Origin of the sequence: Photobacterium rosenbergii (genome assembly GCF_003026455.1) — a bacterium.
In the GTDB taxonomy this organism is placed as follows: Bacteria; Pseudomonadota; Gammaproteobacteria; order Enterobacterales; family Vibrionaceae; genus Photobacterium; species Photobacterium rosenbergii.
Genome location: NZ_PYMB01000008.1, coordinates 84,221 through 106,394 on the forward strand (window position 1 = coordinate 84,221; position 22,174 = coordinate 106,394).

General features: G+C 50.5%; 22 protein-coding genes. All 22 read left to right on the forward strand.

Annotation, left to right across the window (positions count from 1 at the left end; all coding sequences use genetic code 11):
* Positions 1-30 precede the first annotated feature (30 nt).
* Entirely contained in the window at positions 31-1,470 is a 1,440-nt protein-coding gene (gene fliD / locus C9J01_RS16930) for a flagellar filament capping protein FliD (protein ID WP_107299310.1), read from the forward strand.
* A gap of 9 nt (positions 1,471-1,479) precedes the next feature.
* A complete protein-coding gene (locus tag C9J01_RS16935) occupies positions 1,480-1,773 on the forward strand; it encodes a flagellar biosynthesis protein FliS (RefSeq protein WP_107299311.1) in 294 nt (97 codons plus the stop codon).
* Between the two features lie 13 nt (positions 1,774-1,786).
* The gene (gene fliS / locus C9J01_RS16940; RefSeq protein WP_107299312.1) at positions 1,787-2,188 is read left to right on the forward strand and encodes a flagellar export chaperone FliS; all 402 of its coding nucleotides are present in this window, start codon (positions 1,787-1,789) and stop codon (positions 2,186-2,188) included.
* 267 nt (positions 2,189-2,455) lie between these two features.
* Positions 2,456-3,895 carry a sigma-54 dependent transcriptional regulator gene (locus C9J01_RS16945; RefSeq protein WP_107299313.1) on the forward strand — a complete coding sequence of 480 codons (1,440 nt, stop codon included), beginning with the start codon at positions 2,456-2,458 and terminating at the stop codon, positions 3,893-3,895.
* A gap of 235 nt (positions 3,896-4,130) precedes the next feature.
* Positions 4,131-5,270 carry a sensor histidine kinase gene (locus C9J01_RS16950; RefSeq protein WP_107299314.1) on the forward strand — a complete coding sequence of 380 codons (1,140 nt, stop codon included), beginning with the start codon at positions 4,131-4,133 and terminating at the stop codon, positions 5,268-5,270.
* Complete coding sequence (locus C9J01_RS16955; RefSeq protein ID WP_107299315.1) at positions 5,267-6,697, forward strand: sigma-54-dependent transcriptional regulator; 1,431 nt, start codon at positions 5,267-5,269, stop codon at positions 6,695-6,697. The genes C9J01_RS16950 and C9J01_RS16955 overlap by 4 nt, the downstream gene beginning before the upstream one ends.
* A 109-nt stretch (positions 6,698-6,806) precedes the next feature.
* Positions 6,807-7,118 (forward strand): flagellar hook-basal body complex protein FliE, encoded by a 312-nt coding sequence (gene fliE, locus C9J01_RS16960; RefSeq protein WP_107299316.1) that lies wholly within the window; start codon positions 6,807-6,809, stop codon positions 7,116-7,118.
* A 14-nt stretch (positions 7,119-7,132) separates the two neighbouring features.
* Complete coding sequence (gene fliF / locus C9J01_RS16965; protein ID WP_107299317.1) at positions 7,133-8,884, forward strand: flagellar basal-body MS-ring/collar protein FliF; 1,752 nt, start codon at positions 7,133-7,135, stop codon at positions 8,882-8,884.
* On the forward strand, positions 8,877-9,917 hold the full coding sequence (gene fliG / locus C9J01_RS16970) for a flagellar motor switch protein FliG (RefSeq protein ID WP_107299318.1): 1,041 nt from the start codon (positions 8,877-8,879) through the stop codon (positions 9,915-9,917). The genes fliF and fliG overlap by 8 nt, the downstream gene beginning before the upstream one ends.
* A 65-nt stretch (positions 9,918-9,982) precedes the next feature.
* On the forward strand, positions 9,983-10,822 hold the full coding sequence (fliH, locus tag C9J01_RS16975) for a flagellar assembly protein FliH (RefSeq protein ID WP_107299319.1): 840 nt from the start codon (positions 9,983-9,985) through the stop codon (positions 10,820-10,822).
* A complete protein-coding gene (gene fliI / locus C9J01_RS16980) occupies positions 10,822-12,144 on the forward strand; it encodes a flagellar protein export ATPase FliI (protein WP_107299320.1) in 1,323 nt (440 codons plus the stop codon). The genes fliH and fliI overlap by 1 nt, the downstream gene beginning before the upstream one ends.
* Positions 12,145-12,175: 31 nt before the next feature.
* Positions 12,176-12,625 carry a flagellar export protein FliJ gene (gene fliJ / locus C9J01_RS16985; RefSeq protein WP_107299321.1) on the forward strand — a complete coding sequence of 150 codons (450 nt, stop codon included), beginning with the start codon at positions 12,176-12,178 and terminating at the stop codon, positions 12,623-12,625.
* A gap of 96 nt (positions 12,626-12,721) precedes the next feature.
* A complete protein-coding gene (locus C9J01_RS16990) occupies positions 12,722-14,305 on the forward strand; it encodes a flagellar hook-length control protein FliK (RefSeq protein WP_107299322.1) in 1,584 nt (527 codons plus the stop codon).
* A gap of 44 nt (positions 14,306-14,349) precedes the next feature.
* Positions 14,350-14,871 (forward strand): flagellar basal body-associated protein FliL, encoded by a 522-nt coding sequence (gene fliL / locus C9J01_RS16995; RefSeq protein ID WP_272898728.1) that lies wholly within the window; start codon positions 14,350-14,352, stop codon positions 14,869-14,871.
* Positions 14,872-14,878: 7 nt separating this feature from the next.
* The gene (gene fliM, locus C9J01_RS17000; RefSeq protein WP_107299324.1) at positions 14,879-15,931 is read left to right on the forward strand and encodes a flagellar motor switch protein FliM; all 1,053 of its coding nucleotides are present in this window, start codon (positions 14,879-14,881) and stop codon (positions 15,929-15,931) included.
* A gap of 26 nt (positions 15,932-15,957) precedes the next feature.
* Positions 15,958-16,350: a flagellar motor switch protein FliN gene (fliN, locus tag C9J01_RS17005; RefSeq protein WP_107299325.1), complete on the forward strand. Its 393-nt coding sequence runs from the start codon at positions 15,958-15,960 to the stop codon at positions 16,348-16,350.
* Entirely contained in the window at positions 16,350-16,688 is a 339-nt protein-coding gene (fliO, locus tag C9J01_RS17010) for a flagellar biosynthetic protein FliO (protein ID WP_107299326.1), read from the forward strand. The genes fliN and fliO overlap by 1 nt, the downstream gene beginning before the upstream one ends.
* Complete coding sequence (gene fliP, locus C9J01_RS17015; protein ID WP_107299327.1) at positions 16,675-17,529, forward strand: flagellar type III secretion system pore protein FliP; 855 nt, start codon at positions 16,675-16,677, stop codon at positions 17,527-17,529. The genes fliO and fliP overlap by 14 nt, the downstream gene beginning before the upstream one ends.
* Positions 17,526-17,795, forward strand: a complete 270-nt coding sequence (gene fliQ / locus C9J01_RS17020; RefSeq protein WP_107299328.1) for a flagellar biosynthesis protein FliQ — start codon at positions 17,526-17,528, stop codon at positions 17,793-17,795. The genes fliP and fliQ overlap by 4 nt, the downstream gene beginning before the upstream one ends.
* Positions 17,795-18,577: a flagellar biosynthetic protein FliR gene (gene fliR / locus C9J01_RS17025; RefSeq protein WP_107299329.1), complete on the forward strand. Its 783-nt coding sequence runs from the start codon at positions 17,795-17,797 to the stop codon at positions 18,575-18,577. The genes fliQ and fliR overlap by 1 nt, the downstream gene beginning before the upstream one ends.
* A 9-nt stretch (positions 18,578-18,586) precedes the next feature.
* Positions 18,587-19,717 (forward strand): flagellar biosynthesis protein FlhB, encoded by a 1,131-nt coding sequence (gene flhB, locus C9J01_RS17030; protein WP_107299330.1) that lies wholly within the window; start codon positions 18,587-18,589, stop codon positions 19,715-19,717.
* Positions 19,718-20,019: 302 nt separating this feature from the next.
* Positions 20,020-22,119, forward strand: a complete 2,100-nt coding sequence (gene flhA, locus C9J01_RS17035; protein WP_107299331.1) for a flagellar biosynthesis protein FlhA — start codon at positions 20,020-20,022, stop codon at positions 22,117-22,119.
* Positions 22,120-22,174 lie beyond the last annotated feature (55 nt).

The window sequence follows — 22,174 nt, forward strand, 5'->3', positions numbered from 1 at the left end:
TCACATCGACTGAATGGGTAGAGGTTATACATGGCAGGTTTATCGGTAGGCGGTTTAGGCTCAGGCTTGGATGTTGCTGGAATGACCCAGCAATTAGTTGCTGCTGAACGTACTCCAAAACAGCTTCGCATTACCGATGAGAAATCCAAAGTCGATGCAAACTTGAGCGCTTACGGTTTGGTGAAATCTTCAGCCAGTACTTTGCAGGACTTGCTGGAAGATTTTGTTGATGATGAAGCTTTCAGTAGTAAATCGGCATCCTCTTCTGAATCTGGTTACGTTAGTGTTACCGCCGAAAGTAACGCCCAAAATGGTCGTTTTTCTATTGAAGTACTACAGATGGCGCAGAACCACAAAGTAGTAAGCTCTAATAGCTTTGACGCCGACCCGGATGCTAGTTTGGGTAGTGGTGAGTTAGTTATCGGGCTCGGAAAGGAGTCTATGACAGTTAATATTGATGCGAATAGTAGTAACCTCAATGATGTCTTAGAAGCTATCAACAGCCATGCGGATAATCCGGGTATTACCGCAACGGTTATCAATGATAATGAAGGCTCAAAAATTGTTTTTACCGGTAGTGCAACTGGTGAAGAGCAGAAAATTAGCATCGATGCTTCTGGGGCAACCGGTGATTTGACCAAGTTGGAATATCAGTATGATCCTAGTTTGCCAGATAGGGATGATCCTACTTACCCCGATCCTCCGCCGGATATGGTCCAGATGCAGGCAGCGCAGGATGCTGAAATTCGGATAGATAATTTTTCGACGATAACTAGCGACACCAATAAATTTGAAGATGCCATCGCAGGCGTTACGCTGGATGTCAGTAAATTAACTGGTACGTACAACACCGGCGAAGATACTGATGAAATTTCAGTGAAAAGTGTGAATATTGAAATTTCGAATGATACGGATCAGGCAAAGTCTTCTTTGTCTAAATTTGTAGAAGCTTTCAATAGTTTGCATGAGATGGTGGAATCACAATCAAAGTACGACGTTGATGAACAGAAAGGTGGGCCACTAGTCGGTGATAGTGTATCCCGTTCACTACTGGGTCAAATGCGTAACTTGATGAATGAGCCCGTCATCCTAAATGATCAAGTCATTTTGCTTTCTGAGTTCGGTGTAACCACGACCCGTGAGGGTAAAGTTGAAATTGATGATGATTTACTAGATACCGCCCTTGAAGAAAACTTCACTGCGTTTGGTTTGTTCTTTGATGGTGATGACGGCTTTCTGAAAAAAGCCGATGATCTGCTGGAGGGGTTTGTCGGCAGTGAAGGTACTATCACCAGCCGTGAAGACAGCCTTAAAGACCAGCAAAAGCGACTGGAAGATGATTTGGCATTGCTGGATGAAAGGATGGAAGCTTTTGAAGAGCGGACCTATCGTCAACTCTCCGCCATGGATGCCGCCATCTACAAAATGAACAACGAACTCAGCACTATGATGAGTATGCTGGTTTTCTAAAGGTGAAACATGCAAGAGTTAGCGAAACTAGAACAACATATCAAAGCCTTGCTCGAGCTTGAGGAATACCCAGAAGATTTTTCCGAGCAACTCGAGCAACTGGTTGCGGCAAGGCATGAGCAAGTTAAAACGATCCTAGAAGACCGTGATAACTTGAGTCGGGAGGCGTTTGAAGACGTCCAGCAACGTACCCGTGACCTGAAAGTGCTACTTGAACAGAACAAAGCCCGGATACGGCAGAAGTTACTGACCGCCAAGCAAGGCAAGAAGTCAGTGTCTGTCTATCAAATGTATCAAAAATAAATAGGAAATGATTATGCGTGGTTCGCTTCAGGCATATAAGCAAGTGTCCGTTAACTCCCAGTTGGCCAGTGCATCTCCACACCGTGTGGTACTGATGCTATTAGGTGGAGCCATTGAGCGCTTGATCCAGGCCAAGGCCGCGATGGATCAAGGCAATGTTGCAATGAAAGGTGAGCGAGTGTCGAAAGCTCTGGCGATCATTGGCACTTTGAAAGACAGCCTTTCGATGGAAGACGGTGGTGAGGTGGCAACCAACCTCGACAACCTATATGACTTTATGTTACGTCATATTATTGACGGTAGTTCGAACAACAAGCCGGAAAACTTCCTAGAGGTGGTCGACTTGCTACGTGAAATCAAGTCAGCGTGGGAGCAAATCCCTGCCGAGTTCCACCACTTGGCCGAAGAATCATAAAATTGTCACAGTAAAACTGTGAGGTGTTGCGGTAACCTGCTCGTACAAAATCCGCTCGAAAGCTATCCCAAGCTTGCTTTTCATTGGGATAGCTTCACAGCTTTTACCCGCCGTCGGTTGCCTTATTCTGTACTTTAATTACAATGGTCAGATAAGATTTGAAGTGGTTTCTCGTCGCATTACGCAGTTTTTTTCATACTTTTTGAAGATGAATCTCGATAATGCCAGCACGAAATAACTCTTAAGTAGGCAGGCAAACTCTTTTCTATGCAAGTTCATACCCTCGTTATTGATGATGACCAACAGCATCGCCATGATTTAAGCGTGATCCTTACCTTTATCGGTGAGCAATTTGAAGCTTACTCGTCTCAAGAGGTTAATAGCTCGCACTGGGAAAAAGAGTGGGGCGCCTGTTTACTGGGCAAGGTTTCCTCAAGCCAGTCGCTAACTAATTTGCTGAATTTCTTGCGTACCCATCACCATATTCCGGTGATTTCAATGGGGGAGCACGAGAACGAGCTAGCGGCATTGCCTAACTACGTAGGTAACCTCGATAAGCCAATCCATTACGGCCAGTTAATGGATGCCTTCCGCCACTGCAAAGAGTTCCTAGGTAAGCAGACTTTCCAGATTCCGACCTTTGGCCGCAAGAATACCTTATTCCGGAGTATGGTTGGACGTAGTGAAGCCATCAGCCAGATCCGTCACTTGATGGAGCAGGTTGCTTCGACCGATGCCAGCGTTCTGATTTTTGGTGAGTCGGGTACCGGTAAAGAAGTCGTCGCACGTAACATCCATTACCATTCCACCCGTGGCAAAGGGCCGTTTGTGCCAGTTAACTGCGGTGCTATTCCGCCTGATTTGCTGGAAAGCGAGTTGTTTGGCCACGAGAAAGGCGCTTTCACGGGCGCAGTTTCGACCCGAAAAGGCCGGTTCGAGTTGGCTGAAGGTGGTACCTTGTTCCTTGATGAAATTGGCGATATGCCAATGCCAATGCAAGTGAAACTGCTGCGTGTGCTGCAAGAGCGTTGTTTTGAGCGTGTTGGTGGCAGTGAAACTATCAAGGCTGATGTGCGTATCGTTGCGGCCACTCACCGCGATCTTGAATCTATGATTGCCGAAGAGAAGTTCCGCGAAGATCTCTACTACCGCTTGAACGTCTTCCCAATTGAAATGCCGGCCCTACGCGAGCGAATGGAAGATATTCCATTGCTGCTTCAAGAGCTATTGGCGCGAATGGAAGCTCAAGGTGCTAAGCCTATTCACTTTACCCCGCGCGCAGTTACCTCGCTGATGGAGCATGATTGGCCAGGGAATATCCGTGAGCTAGCCAACCTGGTTGAGCGCCTGATCATTCTTTACCCAGGGGAGATGGTCGATATCAGTCATCTACCGATGAAGTATCGTTATAACCAGTTCCCGGAATTCCAGCCGGAAGAAAGCTTCATGTCAGTGGATGATCATGAGCGAATGGCACTTGCAGACATGTTTAGCAGCCAAGCATCAGAGCTTGAAACGGCTCCAAACCACAGCGATTTGCCACCAGAAGGGGTGAATTTGAAAGAAATGCTGGCAGAGTTGGAAATTGACATGATCAGCCAAGCTCTGGAAGCTCAGGGTGGTGTCGTTGCTCGCGCCGCTGATATGCTGGGGATGCGCCGAACCACCTTGGTTGAAAAAATGCGCAAATATGGTTTGAGCCGCTAATAATAATCCACCACTTTCATGATTCCAAAAATGACGTCAAAAAAATGGCGTCATTTTTATATCCCTCCCCGTAGATAAAGTGCTGATAATAAAGGTATAATTTTGGCACTATTCATGCATTACTCAGTAACAGATAGCGTGCTGCTTAACGTTTAGCATTGAGATTTCATAGAGCTCAAAGTCACAATCGTACGCGTCGAGATGAGCCCACTTTCGAATTAGTTTTAGGTTTTCCATGGACGATAATCAGCCTGCTCAGAACGTATCTCAACAGACAGACCCTGCTTTGGGCACATTGTCACAGCAAGTGAGTCGGTACCAGCAAGTGCTGGATGTGATGCCATCTGGGGTGATTTTCTTGGATTCTGGCGGTATCGTCCGCGAAGCTAACCCTGAAGCTATCCGTTTGCTAGAGCAGCCTCTGAATGGCCAGCGTTGGGTAGACGTTATCCAGCGTGCCTTTTCACCGCGTGAAGATGATGGCCATGAGATCTCCTTGAAAAATGGCCGCAGGGTGAAGCTGGCGATTTCAGCTTCCAACAGCGGTCAGCTGATCTTCATCACCGATATGACAGAAACCCGACTGCTTCAGGCCCGGGTGAGTGAAATGCAACGCTTGTCATCGCTCGGCAAGATGGTGGCTTCACTGGCTCACCAAGTGAGGACACCCCTATCGAGTGCCATGTTGTATGCCTCCAATTTAGCATCACCTAACTTGACGACACCTATGCGGGAGCGGTTTCAAGGCAAACTGGTTGATCGGTTGCATGATTTGGAAAAGCAGGTCAACGACATGCTGCTGTTTGCCAAGGGCGGTGATAACAAAGTCGTTGAGTGTTTTACTCTTGAAACTTTGCTTAACGAGCTTGATAGCATGGTAGAGGCGCAGGTGATCAACAACCAGGTTGATTTCAGTATCGACTGTGATGATGAGTCCCTGACCTTATTGGGTAATGCCAATGCTCTCGCCAGTGCGATCAGTAATCTGATCACTAATGCGATTCAGATGGCAGGTAAGCAATGCCGGGTTGCGGTGCAGGTTATCGCACAAGGGGGATGGATTCATCTCGCCGTATTGGATAACGGACCGGGTATTGCCCCAGAGATGCAGAAGAAGATACTGGAGCCCTTTTTTACCACTCGCCAGCAAGGAACAGGACTTGGATTGGCCGTGGTTCAAATGGTTGCTAATGCGCACAAAGGCCGTTTGAGTTTGGAATCGGAACTGGGTAAAGGCGCATGTTTTACCCTGTCATTGCCGCAGGCCGATGAGCAAAGCGGCACTCAGCCAATAAATCCAGAAAAAGAAAAATCACAAGAACACTCACAAGAACAATTCGAACAATCAATGGACCCGACAGGAGTGACCCTATGAACCAAAGCCGTGTATTAGTTGTCGAGGATGACGAAGGCTTGCGCGAAGCCTTGGTTGATACGCTGGCTCTGGCGGGTTACCACTCACTGGAGGCAGACAGTGCCGAGCAGGCGCTGTTGATACTCAAAGCCAACTCGGTCGATATTGTGGTGTCGGATGTTCAAATGGCCGGTATGGATGGCCTTGGTTTGCTACGCAGTATCAAGCAGCACTGGCCCAAGTTGCCTGTTTTGCTGATGACCGCTTATGCCAATATTGAAGATGCCGTGTCGGCGATGAAAGAAGGCGCGATCGATTACATGGCCAAGCCATTTGCGCCGGAAGTGCTGCTTAATATGGTAAGCCGCTACGCACCGGTGAAAAGCGAAAGTGGGCAAACTATTGCTGCCGATGAGAAATCACTCAAGCTGTTGGCGCTGGCTGAAAAGGTCGCTAAAACCGATGCCAGTGTGATGGTTCTTGGCCCGAGCGGCTCGGGTAAAGAAGTCATGTCCCGTTATATTCACCAAAACTCGAATCGTAGCGAAGGGCCATTTGTCGCGATTAACTGCGCGGCAATTCCGGAGAACATGCTCGAGGCTACTTTGTTTGGTTACGAAAAAGGGGCGTTTACCGGTGCGATCCAGGCATGTCCCGGCAAGTTCGAGCAAGCCCAAGGGGGCACTATCTTGCTTGATGAAATCAGCGAGATGGATCTGAATTTGCAGGCCAAACTGCTGCGGGTTTTGCAGGAACGTGAGGTTGAACGCTTAGGCAGCCGCAAGAGTATCAAACTGGATGTTCGGGTATTGGCAACCAGTAACCGTGATCTCAAAGACTATGTGGCGCAAGGGCATTTCCGAGAAGATTTATACTACCGCCTTAATGTTTTCCCGTTGATGTGGCCAGCATTGTCAGATCGCCCAGGGGATATCGAGCCGTTAGCGCAGTACTTAATGGAACGCCACTGCCTCAAGCAAGGGCAAGCTGTTCCCGAGTTTTCACCGACTGCATTGAGCAAGCTAAAGCAGTACAGCTGGCCGGGAAATGTGCGTGAGCTGGATAATGTGGTTCAACGTGCAATGATCCTATGCCAAGACCAAACGGTTACCGAGTCAGATATCTTGCTCGAGGGGCTCGACTGGCTGCAAGCCGATGGACTACAGACCTTACTTGAGCCGATGATCCACTCCGGGGCCAATGAGCACTCTGCGGTTGTGCCAAATGTGGCAACGGAGCAGCAAGTTGCAGAAAAGCAAAAACTCACGGCACCTGCAGATGGGCTAGGAAATGAGCTGCGAGAACAAGAGTTTTCGATTATTCTAGACACCATTCGTGCCTGTGATGGCAAGCGCAAGGATGTTGCCGAAAAATTAGGGATCAGCCCAAGGACATTGCGCTACAAATTGGCAAAAATGCGTGATGCTGGAATCGATATCCCAGTTTGACCACCGTAATGAAGGAGCAATTCCTTCATACTTAACATAATCATATATATAAAGAAATTTATTCGGTAAGTGATTGGATTGACAATTTTCTGACGGGTAGGAGAGACAAATGAAAGTAAATGGACTTCAGGCCGAGATGCAGGCAATGAAACTGGAAGCCACCAACGCTTCCCGCCCGGCAACAGGACAACAGGTCAGTGCAGATTTTGGCGCCATGCTTGGTGACGCCATTAAAGGTGTCAACCAGCTTCAGTCACAATCCAGTGAGTTAGCTACCCGTTTTGACCAAGGGGATCGCAATGTCTCCCTGTCAGATGTCATGATTGCGCGCAACAAGTCGAGTGTTGCTTTTGAAGCGACGGTGCAAGTGCGCAATAAGATGGTTGAAGCGTACAAAGAACTCATGAATATGCCGGTCTAATAGGAATTTAGTGCGTGTCGGATCCATCTACTAACAATGAGCTCGCCGTTGCTGGCAATTCACCGTCGACGGCGGTAATGGCTGATAACGAATTAGAGCTTCAGAACCCAGATGCCGGAGAGAAAAGTGCCTCGCGTGTTGACAGCATGCTGGGTAACCTTGATGTATTGCGTCAGGTTGTTCTGGTGCTGTCAGTGGCGATATGTGTCGCTTTGATTGTTCTGGTCGTCTCTTGGATCAAAGAGCCAGAGATGCGACCGCTTGGCACCTATGAAACCGCAGAGCTGATCCCCATTCTTGATCACTTCGATCAGAAGAAAATCAACTACACCCTTGATGGTAATACTATTCGGGTTCCTGCCGACAATTTCTCCGCAATTAAGCTGGAATTGACCCGCGCTGGGCTTAACCAGACGGCGGCCGTTGGCGATGATATCTTGCTACAGGATATGGGCTTTGGCGTGTCACAGCGTCTTGAGCAGGAGCGCCTCAAGCTTAGCCGTGAACGTCAATTGGCGCGGGCGATTGAGCAAATTCGTCAAGTCCGACAGGCTCAGGTATTGCTCGCAATGCCAAAGCAAAGTGTGTTTGTCCGTCATAACCAAGAAGCATCAGCAACCGTTTTTCTTACCTTATCGACAGGTGGTTCATTGGGTCAGCAAGAAGTTGACTCAATCGTTGATATGGTGGCAACCGCCGTACCGGGACTTAAACCGACGCGGGTAACCGTGACCGACCAGCACGGTCGTTTGCTCAGCTCTGGTACTGCAGACCCTCAGGCCACGGCCCGTCGCAAAGAGTATGAGTTGGAACGTAAGCAAGAGCAGGCATTACGCGAGAAAATCGACGCTATCCTGATCCCTGTTTTAGGGCTGGGTAACTATACCGCGCAAGTCGATGTATCGATGGATTTCAGCGCCATTGAAGAGACCCGTAAGCAATTTGACCCGGCCTCACAGTCAACACGCAGTGAATATACCCTCGAAGATATCAATAACGGCAGTATGGTCGCGGGTATCCCGGGTGCACTGAGCAACCAGCCACCGGCTGATAGTGCGATCCCAGAGGAAGTCAAGGCGCTGCAATCCGGTGGTAGCGCAGGGAATAACTCTGTCCACCGTGAGGCGACCCGCAATTATGAGCTTGATACAACAATCCGCCACCGCCGGGCACAAACCGGGACGGTTGACCGCCAGACTGTGTCCGTTGCTATCGATTACAAGCAGGTAATGAATCCTGAAACCGGTGAAGTGACACGTGTTGCCCTGAGTGAGGCAGAGCTGGCAAAAATTGCCCGCTTGCTCAAAGGTGGTGTGGGTTTCTCTGAAATGCGTGGCGATATGTTGGAAGTGATTTCCGTCCCGTTTGCCATTCCTGAAGAGCAGATGGTGGCTGACCTGCCGATCTGGGATCATCCTAACTTCAATACTTGGGTACGTTGGTTGGCTGCAGCATTGGTCATTATCGTTATCATGGTCGTGATGGTCCGCCCGGCTATGCGTAAGCTGCTTTATCCGAATCAGGCTGCCGACGGTACGCCGTTGGATGAAAATGGCTTGCCGGTCGTTGCTGGTGGTCATGATTCCATCGATCTTATTGGTAGTGAACTTGATGGCGTTGAGACGCTTGAGTTGAGTAGCAGCAACTTGGATCTACCAAACCTGCATAAAGATGAAGACCTGCTCAAAGCGGTTCGTGCTCTGGTTGCCAACGAGCCGGATCTGGCGGCGCAGGTTGTTAAAAGTTGGGTAACTGAAGATGGCTAATGAAGTAGCAACCACAGACAACAAAAAATTTGATATCACCACCCTGACTGGGGCTGATAAAGCTGCGATCCTGCTTCTTAGCCTCAACGAGCAGGATGCGGCGAGTATCATCCGTCACCTTGAGCCTAAGCAGGTTCAGCGTGTGGGTGGCGTTATGGCGCAAATGGCCGATCTTAACCAAGAAAAAGTCTCAGCTGTTCACCGCCATTTCCTCGAAGATATCCAGAAATACACCAGCATTGGTATGGGCAGCGAAGACTTTGTCCGCAATACCCTTATTGCAGCTTTGGGTGAAGATAAAGCCAATAACCTGGTTGATCAGATCTTGATGGGCAGCGGCTCTCGTGGCCTAGATTCCTTGAAGTGGATGGATCCCCGCCAGGTGGCGAGTATTATCCTCAACGAGCACCCGCAGATCCAAACCATTGTTTTATCATACCTTGAGCCTGAGCAATCAGCAGAGATCTTGGCACAGTTCCCTGAACGGGTACGCCTGGACCTGATGATGCGTATTGCCAACCTTGAAGAAGTCCAACCGGCAGCCCTCCATGAGCTTAACGATATTATGGAGAAACAGTTTGCTGGTCAGGCCGGTGCACAGGCCGCGAAAATTGGTGGCCTGAAGGCGGCGGCTGAGATCATGAACTACCTCGACAACAATGTTGAGGGTGCGCTAATGGATCAAATTCGTGATAACGACGAAGACATGGCTACTCAGATTGAAGATCTGATGTTCGTTTTCGATAACCTCGCTGAAGTCGACGACCGGGGCATCCAGACCTTGCTGCGTGATGTGCCGCAAGATCTGTTGCAGAAAGCCCTTAAAGGGGCTGATGACATGTTACGCGAGAAGATCTTGCGTAATATGTCCAAGCGTGCAGCTGAAATGCTGCAGGATGATCTCGAAGCGATGGGGCCTATCCGAGTGGCCGATGTGGAATCTGCCCAGAAAGAGATCCTTTCGATTGCCCGTCGTTTGTCCGACTCAGGTGAGTTGATGCTGACCGGGGGCGGTGCCGATGAATTCCTGTAATCGCCGCCAGGTGACTTCTTGTTTAACAGCGGATTTTTTTAAGGCGAATTGTGTAAAGGCGAACTATGTCTACTGATCGCTCAATGGATCGCCGTCGTGGTTTTTTGCGTGTGTCAGAGCATCAGGCGCAAGAACTTGAGCGCTGGGCCTACCCGGATTACTCCCCAGAGCAAGAGGGCATGACAGAAAATGCCCTCAACTACGATCCCGAATGGCAAGTCGAACCCCTTGACGAAGAGCCAGAACTACCGCCGCTGACTGCAGCCGATTTGGATGATATCCGCCATTCTGCCTATGAAGAAGGGATCGCTGAAGGTCGTGCTGCCGGACATAGCGAAGGCCTTGAGCAAGGCATGCAGCAGGGAATGGAGCAAGGCTTGCAACAAGGGCTTGAACAAGGCTTGGCCCAAGGTCTCGAGCAAGGGTTAGAACAGGGTAAAGGCCAGATTGATGAGCAAGTTGGCCATTTGACTCAGCTTATTGAAAAGTTAGCCACCCCGCTGCAGCAGGTCGATGATGCTGTCGAGCAGCAATTGGTCTTGCTGGCGACGAGTTTGGCCCGGGAGCTAATTCAAGTCGAGCTCAAAACTAACCCTCAAGTGATTTTGCAAACGCTGCGTGAAGGTATCGCGGCGTTGCCGATGGCCGGGCAGCAAACAACCATTCAGCTGAACCCGGAAGACTTGGACATTATCAAGCAGGCCTATGGTGAAGAGAACTTGGCTGACCGTCATTGGACATTGCAGGCAGAACCGGCAATGAATCGCGGTGATTTGTTTGTCGAATCCGGCAACTCGACCGTCGACTACCAGATGGAAACCCGCCTACGCCATTTGCTTGAGCAATTTGTTGGCCTCAATAGTCAGCCTCAACCTTCACCTCATCAAGAGACCGGAGGCGCGTGATGGCCAACCTGGCTCAGCGTTTATCCCGTTACCAAACCTCGAATACTGTCTGTCGGCCAGTGGCTTCTGGCCGTCTGGTGCGTGTAGTGGGGCTAACACTGGAAGCGATTGGCTGCCGTGCCCCGGTTGGTAGTTTGTGCAAGGTAGAAACCCTAACCGGCGAGATGGAGGCTGAAGTCGTTGGATTCTCTGGTGAAACCTTATACCTGATGCCTAGCGAGCAGCTAACCGGGATCATGCCCGGCGCAAGGGTAACGCCAATCACCGAAGCGGGTGGGATCCCTGTCGGTATGGAACTGCTGGGCCGTGTTATCGACGGTGTCGGCAATCCGCTTGATGGCTTGGGGGATATCTTCACCGCCGATCGCGCCGCGTTTAATGCCGAGCCTATCAACCCGCTGGCAAGAAAGCCGATCAAAGAGCCGCTGGATGTTGGGCTGAAAGCAGTAAACGGCTTATTAACCGTCGGTAAGGGGCAGCGTATCGGCTTATTTGCCGGGTCAGGTGTTGGTAAATCGGTGACTTTGGGCATGATGACCCGGGGGACTACGGCACAGGTTGTGGTAGTCGGGCTTATTGGTGAGCGTGGCCGAGAAGTTAAAGAATTTATTGATGAAATTTTAGGTAGCGAAGGTCGCCAGCGTGCCGTGGTAGTTGCTGCCCCGGCAGATGCTTCCCCATTGATGCGCTTGAAGGGGTGTCAAGCCGCGTTGACCATCGCAGAGTATTTCCGCGACCAAGGGCTTGATGTCCTACTACTGATGGATTCACTCACCCGTTTTGCCCAAGCCCAGCGTGAAATTGCCCTATCGGTTGGTGAACCGCCGGCAACCAAAGGTTATCCGCCGTCGGTGTTTGCCAAGTTGCCCGCTTTGGTAGAGCGTGCCGGAAATGGTGGTGAGCACCAAGGGTCAATCACAGCGTTCTTCACTGTACTGACTGAAGGCGATGATTTGCAGGATCCGATTGCCGATGCCTCAAGGGCGATTTTGGATGGCCACATCGTCCTATCGCGGGAACTTGCCGATGCCGGCCATTACCCAGCGATTGATGTCGAGCGTTCGGTTAGCCGAGTCATGCCAGCCATTGTCAGCGAAGAGCATATGATGATGTCCAAGGCAGTAAGGCAGGTACTGTCGATTTGCCGTAAGAACCAAGATCTGGTGTCTATCGGGGCCTATAAGCCAGGCACCGATCAGGCTATCGATCAGTCCTTTGCCTTGAAGCCCCGTTTAGATGGCTACATGCAGCAGTCGATGAAAGAAGCCGTCCCTTATGAGATGTGCGTTAACATGTTGCGCTCTGTGCTTAGTGGGCAATAGTTCAGCGAAAGATAATTTTCAGGAGTAAGTCATGGCAGCCGATAGCGCACTCGAGCTGATTTTGAATCAGACTGCTGATGCCGAGCACAAGGCGTCGCTAGCACTGAACCAAGCCCGTATTGAACGTGAAAATTATCTGCAGCAATTGCAGCAAATTGAACAATACCGGCTGGATTACTGCCGTCAGTTGTCAGAGCGTGGCCAGCAAGGGCTAACAGCCAGTGCTTACAATCACCTGCAGAAGTTCTTGAATCAGCTTGATGAAACCTTGGTCAAACAAAAGAGTGCCGGTGCCCATTTTGATCAGCAAGTCGAGCAGTGCAGCCAGCATTGGCAGGAAATGCGCAAGCAGCGGCGTTCGATTGAATGGCTCATCGAGAAAAAACAAACAGAGCGGCAACGCCTGCTGGATAAGCAAGAGCAGAAATTGATGGATGAATTCGCCACCATGCAGTATGCCCGACGCCAAATGATCCGCTAGCTTGCTTTGCAAGTATCTTGGCTTGCGAGTTAAACCATTTGGCGTGCTTCTTGCATTTTATTCATCATAAGCCACAGCCAAAGTGTGACCACCATTATGCTTTTATCTCAATTTCTTTCTGCGGATACTGCGTCATCAGCCGCTGCCCAGACACCCAAGGCGTCGTCTGGAGCGGACAGCAAGGTGAAGGACAGTGCCTCTGCCAGCTCTTCCGGGGCTTTCTCTGAAAAGTTGCACGGCGCTATCGTGGCAGATCCTGCAGTCGAGGATAAAAACAGCCCTTCCGTCGGCACGAAGCAACAGCCTACCGATGAGCAAGAAGTAGAAAAAACGGCACAGGGTGTTAAAAATGCTGAGCTACTTGCCAAAAACGGTAGTAAAGAAGCGGTGATTTCCTCAGCTACGGATAAGGGCGGAAGAGAGCAAACTGCTGATACTGATGAACAGGATTCAAGCGATGAGGTTGCCAGTGCGGGTGTTGTGACTCTATCGCCCGAGGCTTCCTTTTCTTCACCACAGAATGCCAAGAGTTCGATGACTGAAGGCGAGGAATTACTCCAACGCTTATCGGCTTCCCGTAGTCAACTCGGGGGTCATTCAGGGGATGGGCAGGGACAGGCAGTGGATGGCAAATTGTTGCCGCCTGATGCCAATGCTGCAGGGGGGGCTTTTGACGCTGATGGTACTTCGCCTTACTCCGACACTCTTTCTAAAGAAGGAGGCGTTGGTAAGGATGGGGCTGTAGGTAAAGAAATGCTTGGTAAAGACAGCGCGAGTAAAGAAGCATTACTCAAAGACGGTCTGGCTAAGGACGGCGCTGCTATTACGGATGGAAAATCCGCAAAAGTTGATAATAACGGCAAAGTGGCACTGGCTGGTATGACACAGTCTGGCTCTGACCTTGCCGAGTTGAAAAATAGCCAAGGGACGTCACCACTTACTTTGAGTTTGTCGGCTAATGGCGGCCTTGCCTCATCATCAAATAGTGAATTAGCAGCCCTGTTGGGGCAGTCAACCTCATCAGGATCGCTCAAAGGCTCATTGGCCACAAAAGGCAGTGCAAGCGCACTTGCAGCAGCGTCAATGGACAACTCATTGAGTGCTGTGGCAGATGATGGACAGGGAACCAGCTTGGGAGAAACCCAAGGGGCACATGCCGCTCTTCGCACAGCAACCGCTGGGACGATGGTCGCAGAAGGTGATAAGCCGGGGAGTGCTCAGCCACCTTTACTGTTGACCAAAGAGCAAGCCGGTGATCAGCTTGCAGATAGGGTTCAGATGATGATGTCCAAGAACCTCAAGCATGTGGATATCCGCCTTGATCCGCCTGAGCTTGGCAAGATGCAGATCAAGCTGTCGATGAACAATGATCAGGCATCGGTGCAAATTACCGTCGCTAATCAACAATCTAGGGACTTAGTTGAACAGGCGATGCCGCGCCTGCGCGAATTGTTGCATCAACAAGGACTGCAGTTGGCCCAGAGCAGTGTGCAGCAAGATAGCAGCCGTCAATTTGCAGGTGGCTCACAGCAACAAACGAACGGACAACCGGGATCCCAATCCCAGCATGGCGGACAGGGGGCTAATCCCCATGACCATGCAAATGGCAGCGTTGCGCCATCACATACTGCAGATTTGTGGATGACGGCACCAAAAGACGGTGTTGATTATTATGCCTAGGGATTCAGTCTGTTAAACTGGCCAGCACTGACTGCAAATAACAAATAACGACAAAGGACAAATCAAAGATGGCAGATGAAGCGCAACCCGGTGGTAAGAAAAAACTCATTATTATTGCCGTGCTGGCAATAGTACTGCTGGGTGGTGGTGGCGCAGGGGCATGGTTTTTCCTCAATGACGCTTCACCTTCTCCCGACACTGCGCAGTCTGGTGGTTCGGCTTCTCAGTCGACTCCCGCAGTGCTGGAGTCGGCATACTATGTCATCCTTCCTCAACCGTTCATTTTTAATGTGACCGGCGATGCAAGGGACAGGCTGGTACAGGTTAAAGTACAGCTGATGGTGCGGGGAGATAATAACGAGGAAATCGCCCGCCAGCACATCCCGTTAATAGAAAGTACGCTGCTGCAGACCTTTGGTGCTGCAACAGTTGAGCAGTTGAGAACGCCGACAGGGCGATTGGAACTTCGTGGCCAATCATTGACGGCTGTTCAAGATGCACTACTAAAGGTATCCGGCCGACAAGCGGTTGAACGGGTACTGTTTACTGGTTTTGTAATGCAATAGGTTTTATGTGAGTGACTTATTAACCCAGGACGAAATTGACGCGCTTTTGCATGGCGTTGACGATGTCGATGATGATGATGACGGTGGCCAGAGTGAAACGGGCGTCGTTGCGTTTGATTTTTCCTCACAAGACAGAATAGTCCGTGGGCGGATGCCCACATTGGAGCTGATTAACGAGCGTTTTGCCCGCCATATGCGGATTAGCTTGTTTAATATGTTGCGTAAAACAGCCGAGGTGTCCATCAACGGGGTACAGATGCTCAAATTTGGTGAGTATCAGAATACCCTCTATGTCCCGACTAGTTTGAACATGGTGCGTTTCCGTCCGCTCAAGGGCACGGCGCTGATCACCATGGAGGCGAGGTTGGTGTTCATTTTGGTGGAGAACTTCTTCGGCGGTGATGGCCGTTTCCACGCCAAGATAGAAGGGCGGGAGTTCACCCCGACTGAGCGCCGTATTGTCCAGATGCTGCTGAAGTTGGTGTTTGAAGATTACCGTGAAGCCTGGTCGCCGGTGATGGGGGTTGAGTTTGAATACCTCGACTCAGAAGTGAACCCGACAATGGCCAATATTGTCAGCCCGACCGAGGTGATTGTGGTCAGCTCGTTCCATATCGAGGTTGATGGTGGTGGTGGTGACTTCCATGTGGTGATGCCTTATTCCATGGTGGAGCCTATCCGCGAATTGCTCGATGCCGGTGTCCAGAGTGACAAAATGGATACCGATGTCCGTTGGAGCAAAGCCTTACGGGATGAAATCATGGATGTTCCGGTCAACATGCGGGCCAAACTGCTCGATGTTGATCTGACCTTACGCGATCTGATGGAGCTCCAACCGGGGGATGTGATCCCGATTGATATGCCGGAAGCTGCAACGGTGTTTGTCGAAGATCTGCCGACATATCGCGCCAAGATGGGTAAGGCGGGCGAGAATATCGCACTTAAGATCACCGAAAAATTAAAACGTCCGGATATGGTGAAAAGCGACTTGGCTTTTCTCGATCGCGATGAATTAGGCTCGGCGCTGTTGAACCTCCACAGTGACGATACAGACAATTAAGGACGAAGTCCGAATAGGTACAAAACATGTCTAATAATGACCAACAAATTGCCGACGATTGGGCGGCGGCACTTGCAGAACAGGCCAGTGATGAAGGGGCGCAGCCAGCGCCGTTGGAAGAGTTGACCGATGAGTCGGCACCGATTGGTGATGATGAGCGCCGTAAGCTCGATACCATTCTTGATATTCCGGTGACCATTTCGATGGAAGTTGGCCGTACCCAGATCAGCATCCGTAACCTGCTGCAGCTTAACCAAGGCTCAGTCGTTGAACTTGATCGCGTTGCGGGCGAGTCATTGGATGTGATGGTCAACGGCACATTGATTGCTCACGGGGAAGTCGTTGTGGTCAATGACAAATTCGGTATTCGCCTGACTGATGTGATCAGCCAGACTGAGCGCATCAAGAAGTTACGCTAATGATGGCTCCAGAACTAAACCTTGCCACCACACTGGCGTCACTGTTGCTCGTTATTGCTGTCATTGTGCTGTTAGCTTGGCTGATGAAACGGATGAAGCTGCCCGGCTTGCAAGGTGGGGATAGTGCAATCCGCATTTTGCGCCAGATGCCCGTTGGCCAGAAGGAGCGCATCGTGCTGCTTCAGGTCGGCGAAGAGCAGATGCTGGTCGGGGTAACACAACATAATATTTCATTGCTTGGAAAACTCGATTCTCCCATTGTCACCGAGACTGGTCAGGATGGTGCGGAGTTTGCCAGCCAGCTGGGTAAGCTGTTGAGAAAAAATGATAAGAACTAATTTCATTGCCGCCTTAATGGCGGCTTTTTTGCTTCTGTTGGTTTTTCCCGTTGCTGCTGAAACGGAAGCCGTTGTAACAGGTGCGGCCACGCAGCCAGGCGTGACACTGAGCGAGATGCAAAACGATTCTGGCTCTAGCCAAATGTCACTGACCCAAGCTGGTGGCAGTGGTATCCCGGCCTTTTCGGTGACCGTCAACCCAGATGGTAGCGAGGACTATTCGGTTACCTTGCAGATCCTTGCGTTGATGACTGTATTGGGCTTCTTGCCGGCGATAGTGATTTTGATGACCTCCTTTACCCGTATCGTGGTGGTCATGTCGATATTACGTCAGGCAATGGGCTTGCAGCAGACACCATCGAATCAGGTGATCATCGGTATTGCGATGTTCCTGACCTTTTTCGTGATGTCTCCGGTACTCGACAGAATTAACACTGAGGCCGTCCAACCCTATATCAATGAGCAGATGACTGCGGGCCAAGCCCTGGAAGCGGCGCAGGATCCGCTTCGCCAGTTCATGCTTAAACAAACCCGGGTTAAAGACCTAGAGACGTTTGTTGAGATGTCCGGTTCAACCGCGACCGATCCACAGGAAGTACCGATGACGGTCCTGATCCCGGCTTTCGTGACGTCCGAGTTGAAAACCGCTTTCCAGATAGGCTTTATGCTGTTCTTGCCGTTCCTGATCATTGACTTGGTGGTGGCATCGGTATTGATGGCGATGGGTATGATGATGCTCTCACCAATGATTGTATCACTGCCGTTTAAGCTGATGCTGTTTGTGCTGGTTGATGGCTGGAACCTGATCCTATCAACCCTGGCAGGGAGTTTTGGTACGTGACGCCGGAGTTTTTTGTCGAAATATTCCAAGACGCGCTGTATATGGTACTGATCATGGTCTGTGCCATTGTGGTGCCGGGCTTGCTCATCGGTTTGGTGGTGGCGATTTTCCAGGCGGCGACCTCGATTAACGAGCAGACATTGAGTTTCTTGCCGAGGCTGATTGTCACTTTGCTGGCACTGATGTTCTTCGGCCACATGATGACCCAGATGCTGATGGACTATTTCCACCAGATGATTGATTACATCCCACGGCTGCTGCACTGATGAATTACCCGGCGCCCCTGTTGTTGGATTGGTTAGCAACGGTTTTCTGGCCGTTGACCCGCATCTCGTCAATGTTGATGGTGATGACTTTTTTTGGTGCCCGCTATGTTGCGCCCAAAATCAGGCTCTATGTGTCTTTGTTGTTCACGTTTGCCTTGTTACCGGTGTTACCCGTGGCACCAACCGATATTCCTTTGCTCTCATTACAAGGGTTTATCACGACCGGTCAGCAAGTGGTCATAGGTATCGCCATGGGGATGGTGACAACCTTTGTGACCCAGACCTTTATCTTGTTAGGGCAAATCCTGGGTATGCAGTCGAGCTTGGGCTTTGCGTCTATGGTTGACCCGTCAAATGGCCAGAATACGCCGGTTCTGGGCCAGTTCTACATGTTCTTGGTCGTCATGATCTTCCTTGCCAGCGATGGCCATTTGATGATGTTAAAACTGGTGGCGATGAGCTTCCATACCTTGCCTATTGGTGAGTCGATGCTTGAAGCGGGTGACTATTACCACATGGCAGAGTGGTTCGGGCATATGTTCAAGTTTGCCCTGACCATGGCCATTGCCGGTGTCGTCGCTCTGCTGGTGGTGAATATGTCGTTTGGTGTCATGACCCGTGCCGCACCGCAGTTGAATATCTTTGCGCTCGGCTTCTCTTTTGCCTTGCTACTAGGCTTTGTGATCAGTTGGTTCTTGATTGGTGGGATCTTGCCGCATTACGAAGCGATTTGGCAGGTTGGTGTCGACCAAGTGTGTAGTTTAATTCGGTTGGATTGCTAAGGATTATCTATGGCAGAGTCTGACGGACAAGAAAGAACCGAAGAGGCCACGCCCCGAAGGCGGGATCAGGCCCGCGAAAAAGGACAGGTTCCCCGGTCGAGGGAGCTGGCATCTATTGCTGTACTCGTTGCCGGTGCAGTCGGTTTCATGTGGTTTGGTGAAGCGATAGGCCGTGGCTTGGGTGAGGTGATGACCCGGCTGTTTAGCCTGACCCGTGAAGAAGTCTTTGATCTCTCGAAGCTCTTTGCGCTGATTATGTCAGCGGTCGGTAACGTGCTGTTCCCATTGTTTACCTTTTTGTTGTTTGTCTATGTCGCTGCGTTTATCGGGGCGACAGGCCTTGGCGGGATCCGCTTTTCATCTCAGGCGGCAGCCCCAAAGCTGTCCAAGATGAACCCGCTCAATGGTTTCAAGCGGATGATGGGCAAGCAAAGCTTGGTGGAACTGATCAAATCTATTCTCAAAGTGCTGCTAGTTATCGGCGTGGCGTTTTTCTTGCTCAAGGCAAGCCTGACCGACTTTTACCAGCTTAGTCGTGAGCAATATCCGCAGAATATCGTCCATGCGCTTGATATCCTGCTGAATTTTATCTTGCTGATCAGCTGCTCTTTACTGGTGGTGGTTGCTATCGATATTCCTTTCCAGATCTGGCAGCATAACGAGCAGCTCAAGATGACCAAGCAAGAAGTGAAAGATGAATTCAAGGACTCGGAAGGTAAGCCAGAAGTGAAGGGGCGAATCCGGATGCTTCAGCGTGAAATGGCACAACGGCGGATGATGGCAGATGTGCCGCAGGCCGATGTGGTGATCACTAACCCGGAGCACTTCTCTGTGGCCTTGCGCTACGATTCAAAAATCGACTCAGCCCCGGTGGTTGTTGCCAAGGGCACGGATTTCTTAGCCTTGAAAATACGTGAAATAGCCAATGAGCACGAGATAGAAATTGTGCCAGCGCCACCTTTGGCAAGGGCCCTTTACCATACCACGGAGCTAGAGCAGCAGATCCCGGACGGTTTGTTTGCTGCTGTCGCACAGGTACTGGCCTACATTTACCAGCTTAAGCAATTCCAGAACGGGCGCGGCCGTCGTCCGACTCTGTCGAAGGAAGCCTCCGACATTCCCAATGAGTTCCGCTACTAATCAACTGACATTCTATCCAGCCGATTAATCAGGCTGGGATAGAATGACCCACCTCAAAGTTTTACAAAACACGTCAAGAAAATGACATTTAAATAAGGCATGATATTTGCTTTAAATATGATTACTCATTGCTGTCGGTCACTTTTTGTTTGGCGGTGATAACGGTACAATATTGGCAAAATAATGCCGAAATTCTAATAATACCCCTCGCAGATCCCTCTCAATACAGTGTTGCCTGAAACGGCCCGCGATTTATTGAAGGTGTTTTGGTTTAGCGGGAATGGAACCATTACAGACATTGCATGAAGCTTTCTTTACCTTTCGCCGATAAGTTCAATCCTGCCCGTTTGCAGTCGATGCCTGCCATAGGTGCGCCTATTATGGTATTGGCGACCTTGGCGATGGTGATCTTGCCGATGCCACCGCTGCTGTTGGACATGGCTTTCTCGTTTAACATTGCCCTTGCGCTTGTGGTGCTGCTTGTTACGGTTTATACCCGCCGTCCACTGGACTTTGCGGCTTTCCCGACAGTATTGCTGATTGCGACCTTGCTGCGATTAGCGCTGAATGTCGCCTCGACCCGGGTGGTATTACTTTATGGTCATGAAGGGCCGGATGCCGCTGGCCAGGTGATTGACGCGTTCGGTTCGGTAGTGATAGGCGGTAACTACGCGGTTGGTCTGGTGGTGTTCCTGATCTTGATGATTATCAACTTCATGGTTGTCACCAAAGGTGCTGGGCGGATCTCCGAGGTTAGTGCTCGCTTTACCCTAGATGCTTTGCCGGGTAAGCAGATGGCGATCGATGCGGATTTGAATGCCGGATTGATTGATCAAGAGCAGGCCCGTACCCGCCGTTTTGAAGTGACCAAGGAAGCCGACTTCTATGGTTCGATGGATGGTGCATCCAAGTTTGTAAAAGGCGACGCCATCGCCGGTATCCTTATTCTCTGCATCAACATCATCGGTGGCTTGGTGATCGGCATGGGCCAGCATGGCCTCGGCTTTGGCGAAGCTATCGAAATCTACAGTCTACTAACCATCGGTGATGGTCTAGTTGCCCAAATCCCTTCATTGTTGTTGTCCATCGGTGCCGCCATGATGGTGACGCGTCAAAATACTGACGAAGATATGGGCCAACAGATGATATATCAGATGTTCAACAACCCGCAGGCGTTGATCATCACTGGCGGTATTTTATTTGTGATGGGTATTGTGCCGGGAATGCCGCATATCCCGTTTTTGTTGTTGGCCCTGCTTATAGGTGGTGTGGCCTATTGGCGTATCAAGGCACAGCGCGAGGCAGCCTTGGTTCAAGAGCAGGAGGCTTCGACAGACGTCGTGGCTCCACAACTGCCTAAAGAATTGTCGTGGGATGACGTCAAGCCTATCGATGTTATCGGTTTGGAAGTCGGTTACCGTTTGATCCCTATGGTCGACAAAGACCAAGGTGGTGAGCTGCTTGAGCGGGTTAAGGGCGTGCGGAAGAAATTGTCACAGGACTTTGGTTTCCTGATCCCTGCCGTTCATATTCGCGATAACCTTGAACTACCGCCGAATACCTACCGCATTAGTTTGATGGGGGTAGCTTGTGGTGAGGCCAATATTCACCCGAACCGGGAGTTAGCGATTAACCCCGGGCAGGTCTTTGGTAATGTCGACGGCGAGCGTACTGTCGATCCGGCTTTCGGCCTTGAAGCAGTTTGGATCAACGAATCCCAGCGGGAACATGCCCAAGCACTCGGCTATACCGTGGTGGATTCTTCCACGGTATTGGCGACCCACTTGAGCCAGATCCTGACCAACCGGGCGGCTCAGCTTATCGGCTACGAGGAAGTCCAGAACCTGCTCGACTTGCTGGGCAAATCGGCCCCTCGCTTGGTTGAGGGCTTAGTACCGGATCAGCTGACACTGGGTGTTATTGTGAAAGTGCTGCAGAACCTGCTTAACGAAGCCATTCCGATCCGAGATATCCGCACCATTGTTCAGACATTGGCCGAGTATTCGACCAAGAGTCAAGATCCTGACATTCTCACCGCCGCAGTACGGGTGAGCTTGAAACGACTGATTTGTCAGGAAATCAATGGTATAGAGCCTGAATTACCAGTCATTACATTGGTGCCAGAGTTGGAGCAAATCTTGCATCAAACTATGCAGTCTTCCGGCGGCGAGTCGACCGGGATTGAACCTGGATTGGCTGAGCGCCTGCAGCGTTCATTGGTAGAAGCCACCCAGCAGCAAGAGCTTAAGGGCGAGCCCGCTGTCTTGTTGACGTCGGGTGTGTTGAGACTGACGCTCGCGAAATTTGTTAAGAACACCATTCCTTCATTACGTGTGTTGTCTTATCAGGAAGTGCCTGATGAGAAACAGATCCGTATTGTAAATGCAGTAGGGAATTCATAATGGCGATGACGATGATGGAGATGGCCCCAAGGCAGGCTGTCATCAGCTCACGGCC